This window comes from Haloferax sp. AB510 (assembly GCF_024136985.1).
GTDB lineage: Archaea > Halobacteriota > Halobacteria > Halobacteriales > Haloferacaceae > Haloferax.
The window spans coordinates 1-14,500 of the sequence record NZ_JAMYJY010000096.1 but is presented as its reverse complement, the minus strand read 5'-3'; the positions used below and the strand labels follow the sequence as shown (position 1 = coordinate 14,500).

General features: G+C 68.1%; 13 protein-coding genes and 2 pseudogenes. 11 read left to right on the top strand and 4 right to left on the bottom strand.

Annotation, left to right across the window (positions count from 1 at the left end):
* Positions 1-46: 46 nt before the first annotated feature.
* The 3 genes from thiM to NKF06_RS16040 all read left to right on the top strand — a co-directional run bounded on the left by thiM (position 47) and on the right by NKF06_RS16040 (position 2,674).
* The gene (thiM, locus tag NKF06_RS16050; RefSeq protein WP_253245980.1) at positions 47-943 is read left to right on the top strand and encodes a hydroxyethylthiazole kinase; all 897 of its coding nucleotides are present in this window, start codon (positions 47-49) and stop codon (positions 941-943) included.
* Entirely contained in the window at positions 944-1,801 is an 858-nt protein-coding gene (gene thiD / locus NKF06_RS16045) for a bifunctional hydroxymethylpyrimidine kinase/phosphomethylpyrimidine kinase (protein ID WP_253245979.1), read from the top strand. It begins immediately after the preceding gene.
* Positions 1,802-1,876: 75 nt separating this feature from the next.
* The gene (locus NKF06_RS16040; protein ID WP_253245978.1) at positions 1,877-2,674 is read left to right on the top strand and encodes an aldolase/citrate lyase family protein; all 798 of its coding nucleotides are present in this window, start codon (positions 1,877-1,879) and stop codon (positions 2,672-2,674) included.
* Positions 2,675-2,683: 9 nt separating this feature from the next.
* Here the strand turns inward: NKF06_RS16040 and NKF06_RS16035 are convergent, their stop codons facing one another.
* Together NKF06_RS16035 and NKF06_RS16030 are read right to left on the bottom strand one after the other, a co-directional pair.
* A complete protein-coding gene (locus tag NKF06_RS16035) occupies positions 2,684-3,430 on the bottom strand; it encodes a class I SAM-dependent methyltransferase (RefSeq protein WP_253245977.1) in 747 nt (248 codons plus the stop codon).
* A 39-nt stretch (positions 3,431-3,469) separates the two neighbouring features.
* Positions 3,470-4,354: an aldo/keto reductase gene (locus tag NKF06_RS16030; protein ID WP_253245976.1), complete on the bottom strand. Its 885-nt coding sequence runs from the start codon at positions 4,352-4,354 to the stop codon at positions 3,470-3,472.
* Between the two features lie 144 nt (positions 4,355-4,498).
* On the opposite strand from NKF06_RS16030, the gene NKF06_RS16025 reads away from it, so the two are divergent.
* The 3 genes and pseudogenes from NKF06_RS16025 (at position 4,499) to NKF06_RS16015 (ending at position 7,242) form a co-directional block, all read left to right on the top strand.
* Positions 4,499-5,488: a ring-cleaving dioxygenase gene (locus tag NKF06_RS16025; RefSeq protein WP_058828371.1), complete on the top strand. Its 990-nt coding sequence runs from the start codon at positions 4,499-4,501 to the stop codon at positions 5,486-5,488.
* A gap of 149 nt (positions 5,489-5,637) precedes the next feature.
* Positions 5,638-6,750 (top strand): aminotransferase class V-fold PLP-dependent enzyme, encoded by a 1,113-nt coding sequence (locus NKF06_RS16020; RefSeq protein WP_253245975.1) that lies wholly within the window; start codon positions 5,638-5,640, stop codon positions 6,748-6,750.
* 126 nt (positions 6,751-6,876) lie between these two features.
* Positions 6,877-7,242, top strand: a pseudogene (locus NKF06_RS16015) (tautomerase).
* Here NKF06_RS16015 and NKF06_RS16010 read toward each other — a convergent pair.
* On the bottom strand, positions 7,203-9,092 hold the full coding sequence (locus NKF06_RS16010; protein WP_253245973.1) for a PAS domain S-box protein: 1,890 nt from the start codon (positions 9,090-9,092) through the stop codon (positions 7,203-7,205). The pseudogene NKF06_RS16015 and the gene NKF06_RS16010 sit on opposite strands and share 40 nt — an antisense overlap.
* A gap of 124 nt (positions 9,093-9,216) precedes the next feature.
* Between NKF06_RS16010 and NKF06_RS16005 the strand changes: the two genes are divergently transcribed.
* Positions 9,217-10,575 carry a divalent metal cation transporter gene (locus tag NKF06_RS16005; RefSeq protein WP_253245972.1) on the top strand — a complete coding sequence of 453 codons (1,359 nt, stop codon included), beginning with the start codon at positions 9,217-9,219 and terminating at the stop codon, positions 10,573-10,575.
* A gap of 18 nt (positions 10,576-10,593) precedes the next feature.
* Here the strand turns inward: NKF06_RS16005 and NKF06_RS16000 are convergent, their stop codons facing one another.
* Positions 10,594-11,280 (bottom strand): plastocyanin/azurin family copper-binding protein, encoded by a 687-nt coding sequence (locus NKF06_RS16000; protein WP_309142144.1) that lies wholly within the window; start codon positions 11,278-11,280, stop codon positions 10,594-10,596.
* 270 nt (positions 11,281-11,550) lie between these two features.
* Here NKF06_RS16000 and NKF06_RS15995 point away from each other — a divergent pair, with 270 nt between their 5' ends.
* The 4 genes and pseudogenes from NKF06_RS15995 to NKF06_RS15980 form a co-directional block, all read left to right on the top strand.
* Complete coding sequence (locus NKF06_RS15995) at positions 11,551-12,150, top strand: hypothetical protein (RefSeq protein ID WP_253245970.1); 600 nt, start codon at positions 11,551-11,553, stop codon at positions 12,148-12,150.
* A gap of 14 nt (positions 12,151-12,164) precedes the next feature.
* Positions 12,165-12,806 carry a Rieske (2Fe-2S) protein gene (locus tag NKF06_RS15990; protein WP_253245969.1) on the top strand — a complete coding sequence of 214 codons (642 nt, stop codon included), beginning with the start codon at positions 12,165-12,167 and terminating at the stop codon, positions 12,804-12,806.
* Between the two features lies 1 nt (position 12,807).
* Positions 12,808-14,241 (top strand): cytochrome bc complex cytochrome b subunit, encoded by a 1,434-nt coding sequence (locus NKF06_RS15985; protein WP_253245968.1) that lies wholly within the window; start codon positions 12,808-12,810, stop codon positions 14,239-14,241.
* A 38-nt stretch (positions 14,242-14,279) separates the two neighbouring features.
* Positions 14,280-14,500, top strand: a pseudogene (locus tag NKF06_RS15980) (hypothetical protein); the annotation flags it as partial.

Below are 14,500 nucleotides of genomic sequence, written 5' to 3'. Positions count from 1 at the left end.
CGACCCGCCACCTCGCCGACTCGGTCGCCGCCGGGAGGGACCGCCGATGAGCGAACGAGACGACGCTGACGGCGCAGGTGGACAAGGCGGCTCGGACGACGCGAGCCGCGCAGACGGCGTCCCCGACGTGGCGCTGGACGAGGCGCTCGCCGCCGTCGCGGGCGAGCAACCGCTCATCAACTCGGTCACGAACGACGTGACGGTCAACGACGTGGCGAACGTCACACTCTACTGGGGCGGCCTGCCGGTCATGTCCGACGACGAGCGCGAGGTCGGCGACATGGTCGGCATCGCCGACGGCTGTCTGCTCAACATGGGGACCGTGAGCGAGTCCGGCGAAGAGACGATGCTGACCGCCGGCCGGGCCGCCAACGAGTCCGGCGTCCCCCTCGTCGTCGACCCCGTCGGCGTCGGTGCGACCCCGACGCGCGACCGAGTCGCGGACCGCCTCGTCACCGACCTTGACGTGGACGTGCTCAATGGCAACTACGGCGAGATATCCGCGCTCGTCGGCGACGACGCCGAGGTCCGCGGGGTCGAGTCAGTCGGCGAGTACGCCGAAATCGCCGCCGCGGCCGTCGAGTGCGCCCGGAAGACCGGCGCGGTCGTCGTCGCCTCCGGCGAGACCGACATCGTCGCCACCGAGGAGGCAGCCTTCGAGGTCGACGCCGGCCACTCGATGATGGGCGCGGTCGTCGGCACCGGCTGTATGCTCGGCGTGACGCTCGCGGTGTTCGCGGCCGCCATGGACGACCTGCTCGACGCGGCGCTCGCGGCGACCGCGGCGTACGGACTCGCGGGCGAACTCGCCGCCGAGGGCGCGTTCGGCGACTACCGCGGCCCGGCCAGCTACAAAATCACCTTCCTCGACGCCATCGCGGGGCTCGCGGATGCCTCGACGCCCGACATCGCCGACCGAATCGACCGCATCGAGGTCAGATAGATGCCGGAGACCACCCCCGACCCGCGGACGCCGCCGTACGTTCTCACCATTGCCTCCAGCGACTCCGGCGGCGGCGCGGGCATCCAGGCCGACCTGAAGACGATGACCCGGCTCGGCGTCTACGGCGGGTCGGTCATCGTGGCCGCGACGGCCCAGAACACCCGCGGCGTCGAGGGCTCGCACGTCCTCCCCGCCGAGTCGATTCGCGCCCAGTACGAGGCCGTCGCCGACGACTTCGACATCGCGGCCGTGAAACTCGGGATGCTGGCGACCGCCGAGGCGGTCGAGACGGTCGCCGACTGCCTCGCCGACTACGACGGTCCGGTCGTCCTCGACCCCGTGATGGTCGCCACCTCCGGCGACCGACTGCTGGACGAGGACGCCGTCGATGCCTACGACGCCCTGTTCGCGCAGGCGACGCTCGCGACCCCGAACGCCGACGAGGCAGAGGCGCTGACGGGCGTGTTCCCCGACTCTCCGGCGGCCGTCTCGGACGCGGCCGACTGGTTCTTCGACCGGGGTGCCGACGCCGTGCTCCTGAAGGGTGGCCACGTCGCAACCGACGATGACACCGTGGTCGACACGCTCGTCACGCCGACCGAGACGACGACGTTCGTCAATCCGCGCATCGACGCGACGGCGACTCACGGGTCGGGCTGTACGCTTTCGAGCGCCGTAGCCGCCCACCTCGCCCGCGGCGACGACCTCGCCGACGCCGTCCGGCACGGCATCGAGTTCACGCGCGCGGCCCTCGCCGAACCCGCCGACGTGGGCGAGGGCGCGGGGAGTGTGAACCACCTCGTCAGCGTCGACGACGGCTGGACGCCCGACTCGGACGCGTCCGACGGCGACGACTAACCACCGGTCGGGCCAGCGCTCCGCCTCGGTGCCCGCGGCACGCGCTTTTTTCCAGACACGTGTCGTATCACGAACATGGAAGAGACAGCAGCCGCGAACACGCTCCGTGCCCGAATCGAGGCCGGCGGCGTCGCGCTCGGCGTCCTCGACAACACCTACAGCCCGACGCTCGTGGAGTTCTACGGCGAACTCGGTCTCGATTTCGTGTGGCTCGACCTCGAACACGGCGGGCCGAGTTCGCTCGACTCGGGCGCGATGGAGAACCTCCTCCGCGCGGCCGAACGAACCGGCATCGAGCCGCTGGTACGGCTCCCGACGACCGACCCGGCGTTCGTCCGGAAGGCACTCGACCTCGGCGTCAGGAACGTCTTCCTCCCACGCGTGGAGTCGGCCGAGGAGGTGCGCAAGGCGGTTCAGTCGGCCCGTTTCACCTACGGCGACGACCCCGGCGACCGCGGCCTCGCGTCGCCCCGTGCCCGCCGCTGGGGACTCGCAGACGACTACGTCGAAAGTGAGGACCGCGAGACGCTCGTCGGCGTGACCATCGAGACCGCCGAGTCGCTTTCGGACCTCGACGCGATTCTCGACGTACCCGAACTGGGCTTCGTCTTCATCGGGCCGTTCGACCTCTCGGTGGCGCTCGGCCACCCCGGCGAGATAGACCACCCCGACGTGCAGGCGGCCGTCGAGCGAATCCGCTCGGCTGCGGTCGAGGCCGGCGTCCCCGTCGGCGGCCTCGGGTTTGGCATGGACGACGTGAATCGGAAGGCGGAGAACGGCTATCAGCTCATCAATCTCGGTAGTACCACGGGCGCGCTCAAGGGCATCGCCGACGGCTGGTTCGACGCCGTGACGTTCGACCGCGAAACGTAGCGGCCGCGCCTACCCTGTCGCGTCCGATCCCGAGTCGGACAGCCGCATCGCCACGCTGTACATCTCGCCCGCGGACTCCGATTCGACCGCGTCGGCGACGCGGTCGGCCTCGTCCGCGAGCCACTTCCCCGTCTCGCCGGGGAGTTCAGCCGCCAGCGACTTCGCCACCGACGCGTGCGCCTCGACGTGGCTTTCGGACCACGGCACCGGGTCGAGCAGGGTCAGTTCGCGGTCGAAGCGCCAGCCGTACCCCGAAAACAGCGCCCTGAGCGCGTCGGCCGGATAGAACGTCAGCGCGGGCCGCCCGCGGGCCAACTGGCTCGCGGCGTTTTCGAGCGCGAACAGCTCCCGAATCGCGGCGTCGTCGGGGAGCGGTTCGTAGTCGTCGACGACGAGGTGACAGGCGGGCGCGGCGACCCGGGTTAGCTCGCCCGCGACGGCGGCGAGCGACTCGGGACTGACGAGGTTGAACAGCCCGTGGGCGGTGACGATGTCCACCGAGTCGTCGGCGAGCGGGAGGCTCCGAACGTCGGCCTCCAGCACCGCGGTTCGCGCTCGGTCCGCGGGCTCGGGTGCCACCCGGTCGCGGACAATGGCGGCGTGTTCGGGGTCGTTCGTGACGGCGTAGACCCGTTTCGCGCCCGCGTCGAGGAGTCCGGCGGTCGCGTTGCCGGTCCCCGCACCGGCCTCCAGACAGACCGCGCCCCGGACCGGTCGGTCGTCGAGGGCGGCCGTAACGGTCGTTGGAACGTCCATTGGCGGCAGGTGGAATCGAGGTTAGACTCGTCTCGCTCGCTAGTGGTGCAGTTGCTCCGGAACCGGGCTCTCGTCGTGCCGGAGGCGCTCGATGAGGGACCGCTGGGCCGTCTCGTCCATGCCGTTGTACCGCGCCGCGGCGTCGAGGACCATCGCCACGAGCTTCGGGTCACCCGGCGTGACGACACTTGTGAGGCCCTGTGCGGCCGCGAAGTCGAACCGCTCGGCGATTTCGTCCGGGGCGTCGACCGGCTCGTACCAGTTGGAGAACGGTCGATCAGCCTCGGGCAGTTCGTCGGTGTCGGGCCACGGCCCGCGGGCGAACGCCTTGATGCCGAGGGTGCCGATACCGGCCTTCTCGGCCGCCTCGAAAACGCCCGCGTAGTCGTGTTCGTCGTCGCCTTTGCCGACGACGACGGGGTTCAGTGGGAACATCAGGGTTTCGAGGTCGTCGATGCGGTCAATGGCGTCGCGGATGAGTCCCGGGTTCCCGTGGCTCGTCAGCCCGATGTGGCCGATTTTCCCCTCGTCTTTCGCCTCGCGGAAGGCCGCGAGCGCGCCGTCGTCGGCCGTGATTTCGTCCAGTTCGGACTCGTATTCGAGGCCGTGGATCTGATAGAGGTCGATGTAGTCGACGCCGAGGCGGTCGAACGACCGGTCGAGCTTCCGCTTTGCGCCCTCGTAGCCACGCTCTTGGGTCTTACAGCCGAGGAAGATGTCCTCGCGGTGCTGGCGGAGCTTCGGGCCCAGTTTGAGCTCCGCGTCGCCGTAGGTCGGAGCCACGTCGAAGTGGTTGACGCCCTTCGAGAGGACGTGTTCGACCATCTGGTTCGCGCCCTCCTGTTCGAGCCAGTTGAGCGCGATAGCGCCGAACGTCGCGATGCTACTCTCGTGGCCGGTGTCGCCGAGTGCGCGGGTTTGCATACGTCGAGTGTCATCGCCGACGGGCAAAAACGTGTGTCTCGCCGACTCGGCTGCCGGGTCCGTGTCGGTGTTGCTGACGCCGCCCCGACCCGGTAACACTCGCGTCAGCGGATACTCAAGTCCTTGCGGCCCGTAGGACCGGCCATGGCAGACATCACGCCGACACCCGGCATTCACCACGTCACCTGCATCGCGGGCGACCCGCAGCAGAACCTCGACTTCTGGGTCGAGACGCTCGGACTCCGCCTCGCCAAGCGCTCCATCAATCAGGACGACCCCAGCACGTACCACTTCTTCTTCACGGACGCGGAGGGGACGCCCGGCACGAGCATGACGTTCTTCCCGTGGGAGAACCTCTCGCGGGGGAAGGTCGGCACCGGGCAGGTCTCGCGGACCGCGTTCCGCGTGCCCGAGGGGAGCCTCGACTACTGGGAAGAGCGATTCGACGAGTACGGCGTCGACTACGACGACCGCGTCGAGCGATTCGGCGAGACGGTCCTCCCCTTCAGCGACCCCGACGGCCTCCCGGTCGAACTGGTCGAAGTCGAGATTCCCGACGACGACCCGACCGTCCCGTGGACCGAGTTCGTCCCCGAAGACGTTGCGATTCGCGGCTTCCACTCCGTGACGCTCTGGCTGGGCGACCCGCAGCCCACGGAGGACCTGCTCGAAACGATGGGCTTTGAGCGCGTCGGCACCGAGGAGGCGCAGGGCGACACCCCCGGCGACGAGCGGACGCGATTCGCCGCGACGGGCACTGTCGGGAAGTACGTGGACGTGCTGCCGACCATCGAGAGCAGCCGACAGGGCCACGGTACGGTCCACCACGTCGCCTTCCAGACGCCGACGGACGAGGACCAAGAGGCGATGCGCAAAGCTGTCCAGTCGAAGGGGCTGCGCCCGACCGCCCAAATCAACCGCCACTGGTTCCGGTCGGTCTACTTCCGCGAGTTCGGCGGCGTCCTGTTCGAACTCGCCACGAGCGACCCGGGCTACACCGCCGACGAACCCCTCGACGACCTCGGCGGCCGCCTCGTCCTCCCCGGCGAGTTTGAAGCGCGCCGCGAGCAGATAGAGGCCGGCCTGACCGACGTGACGGTCCCGCGGGCCGAGTCGGCCGAAGCGGACGACTGAGCCTCAGACCTCACGCCGGAGCCGTTTTCCACCCGCCGACGCCGCCCGTGTTGTCCCGTGTTAACACCGCCTGAGCAACTGCGACGAGTGTCGCAATCACAAGTACCATCATCGCCCGCGACGCAGTGGTCCGTACTTAGGTGGATGACGTGACGGAAAAACGCGAATACACGGACGACTATCAGGACAAGACGCTGTACATCCCCGGTCCGACCGAGGTGCGTGAGGACGTCATCGAGGAGATGTGCCAGCCGATGTTCGGTCACCGGATGGACCGCATGACCGACCTCTATACGACCATCGTCGAGGACACGAAGGAGTTCCTCGGCACGGACAACGACCTGATGATTCTCACGGGGTCGGGCACCGAAATCTGGGAGTCATCGACGCTCAACCTCGTCGACGAGAACATCCTCGTGCCGACCTGCGGGAGCTTCAGCGAGCGCCACGCGAACGTCGCGGAGCGACTCGGCAAGAACGTCGACCGCATCGAGTACGAGTGGGGGCAGGCCATCAAGCCCGAGGACATCCGTGAGGCGCTGGAGTCCAGCGACAAGCACTACGACGTGGTCGCCACCGTGATGAACGAGAGTTCGACCGGCGTCCGCAACCCCATCGAGGAGATCGGCGACGTGGTCGCCGAGTACCCCGACACCTACTTCGTCGTCGACGCGGTGTCCGCCCTCGGCGGCGACTACGTCGACATCGACGAGCACAACATCGACGTCATCTTCGCCTCGTCGCAGAAGGCGTTCGCCATGCCGCCGGGGCTCGCCATCTGCACCGTCAGCGACGCGGCATATGAACGCGAGCTGTCGAAGGGTTCGGCGTCGTGGTACGGGGGCTTCCAGCGCGCCCTCGACTACTACGACCGCAAGGGCCAGACTCACTCCACCCCCGCGATTCCCATCATGCTCGCGTACCGCAAGCAGATGAAGTACATGCTCGAAGAGGGCCACGAGGGGCGCGACCAGCGCCACCGCGAGATGGCCGAGTACACCCGCGACTGGGCCTACGAGCACTTCGACATGTTCCCCGAGGAGGGTTACGAGTCCCAGACCGTCGCCTGCATCGAGAACACGCAGGGCATCGACGTCGCCGCCACCATCGAGGAGGTCTCCGAGAAGTACGACATGGCCTTCTCGAACGGCTACGGCTCCGCGCTCGGCGAGCAGACGTTCCGTATCGGCCACATGGGCGAACACGACGTGGAGTCCATCAAGGCGCTGACCGACGCCATCGAAGACGTGGCGGACCTGTAGGGCCCGTAGCGGCCCCGCCCGACTGCCGCGCCCCGACGCCTCGCTCCGCGCTCTCTTTCCTCCCACAGCCCTCCGTCGGACGAGGCGGATTCTTTTGTCGCCGAACCGTAGCGGACGCCGACCCAGATGCCGCATCTCCAGTTCGACCTCGACTTCGAGGTCACGGAGCGCGAGGCGAACTGGTTCACGACGCAGATGGCCGAGTTGTACGCCGAGCGGATGGACGCCGACACCGACTACGCGGCCGTCACCGTCCGCGAGCTCGGGCGATTCACCTCGGTCGTCGACCGACAGAAACGCCGTCGTGCTGCAGGCCGACATCCGGGCGGGTCGGCGAATCGGAAGTGCGAACTCGCCCTCGCGGTCATGGACGCCGTCGCCGAGCGGTTCGGCGTGCCGGAGTCGAACCAGAAAGTCGTCTTCACCGAACACGAGGGGAGTCGGATGGTGGGCTACGACCGCGTCGGCGACGACTGGTCGGAGTCGGCCTGACCGGCGTCGGCCACCCGGAGTTCGACCGCAAAGACGGCCCCCCGCGGATCGTTGTCCTCGACCCACACGTGCCCGCCGTACTTCTCGACCAGCGACTGCACGAGGTACAGTCCGAGACCGGTGCCCCGACTGTCCAGTCCCTTTTTGTCCTTCGCGAAGACGGTCTCTTTTCGCTCGTCAGGTATTCCCCGGCCGTCGTCGGCGACGCGGACGACGACGCGGTCGCCCGCCTCGGTCTCGGCGACGGAGACCTCGATAGTCGGTTCGTCCTCATCGGTGTGCTGGACGGCGTTCGTGAGGAGGTTCCGGAAGACGGACCCGAGCATGTCGTCGGCGAGCACCGCGACCGCCGGCACCTCGGTGTCGACCGTCACGGTCGCGTTCGGAGTCATCTCTCGCAGCGACGCGAGTTCGGCTTCGAGGACGGGCCGGAGCGAGACTGGTTCGTTTTCGACGCCCCGACTGCGCATCATCTCGGCCATGTCCCGCGCCGTCTCCGTCAGTTCGACCGCGTGGTTGGCGCGCTTCCGGACGATGTCGACGTACTCCCGCGCCTCCTCGTCGGCGATGTGCTCACCGAGCAGTTCCGCGTAGGCGGTCACCAACTGCAGGTCGTTGCGAACGTCGTGGCGGACGACCTGATTCAGCACGGCGAGCTCGTCGCGTTGCGTTTCGAGGAGCCGGTTCTGCTCGCGGAGCTCCGCCTCGTAGCGCTTCCGCGTCCTGATGTCGCGGGCGACGCTCAACACGACTGTCTCCCCGCGGTAGCTCACGAGGCTCGAACTGATTTCGACGGGTATCTCCCGACCATCTTTCGCCCGGTGGACCGTCTCGAACACCTGCGTCCCGTCGGTCGGCATCTGGGAGATGAGCGCCGAAATCTCGTCGTCGCTGAGTCCCGCGTCGATGTCGTGGACCGTCATCGAGAGGAGTTCGTCCCGCGAGTAGCCCAGCAGTTCCACCGCGGTCTCGTTCACCGCGTGGATCTGGTCGTCGAGGCCGAGGACCCAGACGGTGTCGTTCATCCCGTCGATGAGTTCTTGGAACTCCTCGCGGGCGCGTTTCAGTTTCTGCTCTCGCTCCTGTCGGTCGGTGATGTCCCTCGATACGGCGATGACGCCGACGACTTCGCCAGCCACCTGAAAGGGCGCGAACCGGTAGCTCAGGGTCCGTGACTCGCCGTCCGGCGTGACGAGTTGGGTCTCGCCTTCGAGCGAGTCGACATCCTCGTCCAAGAGCCGCTGATACGGGTCGCCCGGACGTTCCTCGCGGATCTTCTCGACGAGCAGGCTCCGTTCGCCTTCGAGCTCGGCGGGCGTCATCCCGTAGAAATCCGCCAGATAGTCGCTCGCGAGGAGGAATCGCCCCTCGCGGTCGTACAGGCACGCGCCCTCCAGCATCTGTTCGAAGACGCGCTCGTAAACGAGCGAGGAGTCGACCGGCCGCCGGTCGGCCGCCGCGACCGCCCGTTCGACTCGGACGGCCAACTCCTCGTAGTCATCCGACCCCCGAGCACGGACGTAATCGGTGACGCCCGCGTCGAGCGCCTCCGTCGCGGTCAACTCGCACGCCGGGTCGGTAACGACGAGAAACGGGAACTTCGGCTCTCGGCTGCGAACCGCCGCGAGGAACTCGAGCGCGTCTCTCTCCTCCCCGTTGACCGACGAGACGACGCAGTCGAAGTCGACGCCCGAGCCGGCGTCTCGCAGTCGCTCTCCCGCCGCGGCCGCGGTCCGAACTGTCTCGATTTCGAACCGCGTCTCTCGTCCCCGGACGGCCTCGGTGACCGCCGTCGCGACGTCCGGGTCGGCGACGACGAGGAGCGGTACCGAACCGTCACCATCGCTCATTACCTAGGTCACACTCGACCACCGGGTAAAAGGTCGTGTGGCGCTGCGCGCCGTTCCGAGGAAACCACTCGGTTGTAACACCCAGTAGCAACACTTTTGTGACGACCGCCGAGACCACGACGGCATGAACGAACCCAAACTCGACGTATCGGCGGTGATGAGCGGCGACTGGCGGGGATATCTCTCGGAGATGGGGCCGTCGTGGGTCGCGGGCGCGGTTGCGGCGGGGCCGGCGACGATGGCGACCGTGCTCACGGCCGGCGCGACGTTCGGCTACGCGATGCTGTGGGTCGTGGTGCTCTCGGCGGTCCTCGGCGCGTCGGCGCAGTACCTCTCGATGCGACTCGGCCTGCTCACGGAGGACGGTATCATCGCCGTGGTCGAACGCGAACTGGGCGACGGTTGGGCGTGGGTGCTCGTCGCCGACGGGGTGCTGGCCGCAGGGCTGGCCCAACTGGTCATCATGAAGGGGCTGGCCGACGTGAGCGCGACGATAACCGGCGTCGACGCCCGGGTCTGGGGCGTCGCGTGGGCGGTCGTCCTCGCCGCCGGACTGGCCGGTCGGGGCTACCGCTTCGTCGAACTCCTCGCGAAGGGGCTCGTCGCGGCCATCGTCGTCGCCTTCCTCGCGTCGCTGTTTTTCGTCCCCATCGACCCGGCGGCCGCGGTCGGCGGACTCGTCCCGCGAATCCCCGCGGGGGTCGACGGCGCGCTCGTCGCCGCCGGCATCCTCGGGGGCGCGGTCCACATCACGCTCATCACGATGCACTCGTACACGATGCGCGCCCGCGGCTGGACGACCCGGGACTACGGACTGGCGACGTTCGACGTGGGTGCGTCGATGCTCGTCGCCTTCGGCGTCTACAGCCTCGCCATCTTCCTCGTCGCGGCGGGCGTCCTCCACACCCCCGAGGTGGCCGCGAGCGACCTCTCGGCGGTGGCGGCCGCACAGGCGCTCGGCCCGCTGGCAGGCGCGAACGCCAAGTGGCTGTTCCTTCTCGGCCTCCTGGGCGCGGCCGTCTCCACGCTCGGCGGCAACACCGTCGTCCCGCCGTACCTCGTCGCCGACAAACTGGGCTGGGGGACGGACCTCTCAGACGGTCGGTACCGCACGCTCCTCGCTGGCGTGGCGCTGTTCTCCGGCATCGGGGCGTTCCTCGGCGGCGCGTTCTTCCCGCTTCTCGTGTTGGTGCTGGCGTTCGGCCTCGTCGGCACGCCCTTCGCCATCGCCGTCGTGCTCGTCTTGCTCAACAGCGACGCGGTCGCGGAACCGAACTCGACGCTGGCGAACCTCGGCGGCGTCGTCCTGCTCGCGGTCACGACCGTCCTCGCCGCGAACTTCGTCCGCTCGCGGGCGCTTTCTGACCTCGGCGACCCGCTTTCGGTGTTCGTCGTCGTCTTTGCCGCGGCCATGGGAGCGGCGACGCTCGGTCTCCTCGGCAAGTTCGTCCGCGAGGCGGTCGGTCGCCCGACTGCGGCCTGACGGGCGGTCGTCGCGGCCCTACTCGCTGTAGCGGCCCGACGCCCGGTCGTACTTGGAGACCATCGCGATGACAGCGGTCCCCAGACCGCCCGTCGCGGCCCAGAACTGCCACGGGAGCGACCCCGAGGACCCGCCGCTCGGCACGTAGGGGTACGACAGCGACCCCGCCTCGACGATGTCCGCCGACCCGGGCATGAGACCGGACCCCGGTTCGTTCGGAATCGCGCCCTCCTCGGCCGGGCCGCCGGGCTCGCCGCAGACGACCCGACCGACCATCCCGAGCTGTTTGTGCGGGCTACAGAAGTAGTCGTAGGTGCCCTCGACCTCGAAGGTGTACGAAAAGCTCGCACCAGATTCCTCAAGGAGGCCGCTGTCGAAACCGGACGCGTCCGCCGGGATGCGCCCCTCGGCCTGATTCGACTCGGCGTAGGCCGTCGCGGAGTGGTCGCCGCTTTCGAGGACCCACTCCACGGTGTCACCGGGGGCGACGTGCAGTCCGACGGGGTCGAAATAGTACTCCCCGTCTTCTGTCACCATCTGGATAGTATGGGTGGTCGAACCGCCACCGTCCGCGCCGCCACCGGCGTCTGTACTCCCGTCGGAACCGGCGGTCGAGTTCTCGCTCGACGCCCCGGCGACACCCGGCGACGCCCCGAGAACGGCAATTCCACCCGCAATATTTTTCATGAACGTTCGTCTGTTCATAATGGTGTTTGAGTTCGTATTACCGCTGATACTGCCTACTACCTGACCGTTCGTCTACTATCTTGTAGTTCTGTTGATTCTCGAACATCCCGAAACAGAAAAACAGATAACCGCTCGTCTGAACGCTTACGTGGCACCGTCGCTCCCGCGAACCCACGGTCGCCGCCGCGGCCGCGGGAGCGCTAATCCGGCATCAACAATTACGTAAAAATATTGGTACATTCATGAAATTCGTGGTGAACCCGACCCGACGTTCGGCGGTGAGAACCGATGCGGCGTGAAACCGCAGTCATCCTGCTCCTCATCGCGGTCGTGCTGCTCCCGATGTGGTACGTCGCGCTGACGAGCGGGACCGAAGGCGGGAGTATCGGCGTCGGCACCGGCGCAGAGCCGGTCGCCGTCAACACCTCGTCCGACCTCCAGCCCGCGAGCGGCTACCTCCCCGGTCCGGTCGAAGTCGGCGTCAATCAGGCCGGCGTCGTCGCGTGGGTCGCGCTTCTCGGGATGGTCGGCGTGATGGTCGGGACGAAACAGTTCCTCGACCGCATCAGCCACCTCGGCGACTCCGTCGTCGCCGACGGCGGCCGCGCGACCGTCTCCGTCCCGCCGTACATGGAGACGGAGTCCCGACGCATCCTCGACTACGTCCCGGCCGTGTCGTCGCGGACCGGACTGCTCGTCGTGGCGCTCCTCTCGTGGGTGGACGTGTCGTTCGCCGCGCTCCTCGCGCTGGAGGGGCTCGGCCCGGCGCGGACGCAGTTCCTCGGCACCTACGCCGGGATGCTGTTCCTCTCGCTCGCGCTGACCGTCCTCGCGTACACGGCGTACTTCGTCCCGAGCATCACCGTCGCAGAAACCAGAGACCACTGACTATCCGCACAGACATGAGCAAACGCACCACCGACACCGACACCGACACAGACGCCCCGGACATCCCGCAGAGCGACGACGAACTGACGCGGCGAAACATGGCGAAGCTCCTCGCCGGCATCGGCGGCGCGGCCGCCATCGGAAGCTTCGGCGTCGACTACGCCGCGGGACTCCCCGGCAGTCTCGACACCGGGAGCGAGACGCTCTACGTTGAGGGGACGCGCCTCGTCGATAGAGACGGCAACCCCCTGACCGCCGCCGACGCGCTCTCGACCGACGAGTTCGACAAGATGGACGTCTTCCCGGAGAAGGAAGGCGGCGGCGCGCTCGTCACCAAGCGCGCGACCACGCTCCTGCTTCGCTTCCCCGAAGACGAGTACGAAGCGCCCACGAACATCGAGGGGACGGCCAAGGGCTACGTGGCCTACTCGAAGGTCTGCACCCACGAGGGCTGTCTCGTCGCGGGCGAACAGGGCTCCGAGCTCCGGTGTCCCTGTCACGGAAGCCTCTACGACCCCACGAAGGGCGCGTCCGTGACCGGCGGCCCGGCCTCGCGGGCGCTCCCGCAACTACCCCTCGGCATCGCCGACGACGAGGACGGGACGCTCCTCCTCGCGACGGGACCGTTCGAGGGACCAATCGGGACGGAGGAGTGAGATGACGGGGACAGCACCGGACGACGGCTTCGGCGACGACCGACCGGACGTTCGGCCGGACGGCGGCGAGGCGGACGCCGACCTGCCGGAGACCGACCTAACGGTTCGACCCCACGAGGCGTACCCGAGAAACGCCCTGTTCGACTGGCTGGACCAGCGGCTCGAACTGGACCACACGCTCCTCGGCAAGGCGTTCCCGGAGGACAACTACGGCTCGTTCCTCCTCGGCGAAATCGCGCTTTTCACCTTCGTCATCCTCGGCCTGACGGGGACGTTCCTCGGCCTCCTGTACAATCCGGCGGTCAACAGCGTCACCTACGAGGGCAACGCGCTCCAGTACGCCGATACGGAGGTGCCCGCGGCGTTCGCGAGCGTCCTACACATCACCTACGACACCACCTTCGGGATGTTCGCGCGCATGATGCACCACTGGGCGGCGTACCTCTTCATCGCCGCCATCGCCCTGCACATGTTCCGCGTCTTCTTCACGGGCGCGTACCGCAACCCCCACGAGCCGAACTGGTTCATCGGGAGCACGCTCCTCCTTTTCGCCCTCGTGGAGGGCTTTTTCGGCTACGCGCTCCCTTACGACAACTTCAGCAAGACCGCGACGACAATCGGCTTCCAGATGACCGGCACGATTCCGGTCGTCGGGTCGTTCCTGCAGTCGCTCGTCTTCGGCGGGGCGTTCCCGGCGGGGGCCGACCAGGTCATCCCGCGGATGTTCTTCCTCCACGTCTTTCTCATCCCGGCCGCGCTGGTCGGCGCTATCGCCCTCCACATGGCCGTGTTGATGCGGCAGAAACACACCGAACACCCGCCGAGTTCCCGCGGCGAGGGCCGCCCCGACGACGATGACGACAGCGTCGTCGTCGGAATGCCGCTCTTCCCCCAGCAGTTCCTCGTCTCGACCATCGTCTTCCTCCTGACGGCCGCGACCGTCGCCTTCCTCGCCGGCTTCTTCCCGGTCCAGCGCATCGCCGCCATCGGCCCGGCGACGCCCACGTCGACGCCCTCGCACGTCGGCCCGGACTGGTTCTTCATGTGGGTGTTCGGCTCGCTGAAGATGATGCCCTCGTGGCTCGGCGAGTGGGGCCGGTTCGCCGGCGGCGTCGTCGTCCCCTCGCTCATCATCGGCGTGATGATGATTTGGCCGCTCCTCGACAACCCCGAACACCCGGTCCACTTCACCGCCGACCCGCTCGACCGACCGCTCCAGACGGCCCTCGGCGTCGCGGCCGTCATGCTCATCATCGTCCTCTCGATCGACGGGATGCGGGCCACCGTCGCCGCCGTTCTCGGCGTCTCCGGCGCCGTCCTCTACCCGTGGCTCGTCGCGCTGACGGTGGGGATGCCGCTTTTCGACTTCGCCGTCGTCTACTGGCTCCTCAAACGCCGTAAACGCCGCAAGAGCCGAACCGGAACCGCCGGCTGACCGCACGGGCTCGCAACCCACCGAACCCGACTTCGACTATGAACGTTCCACTCTCGCCCCGCGCGTTCCGCCTCGTCGACGGCGGCTCGAAACTCGTCGGCCTCGTGGCGATAGCCGCCGCGCTCAACGGAGCCGCGGCCCCGCACTCGCTCGCCGTCGGACTCGTCGGCTTCGTCGTCGGCGTCGGGACCGCGTTCCTCTCGCCCCGCGAGACCCCCGTCCGACGACGACCGCGGAGACGACTCCGCCCCGGCGACCG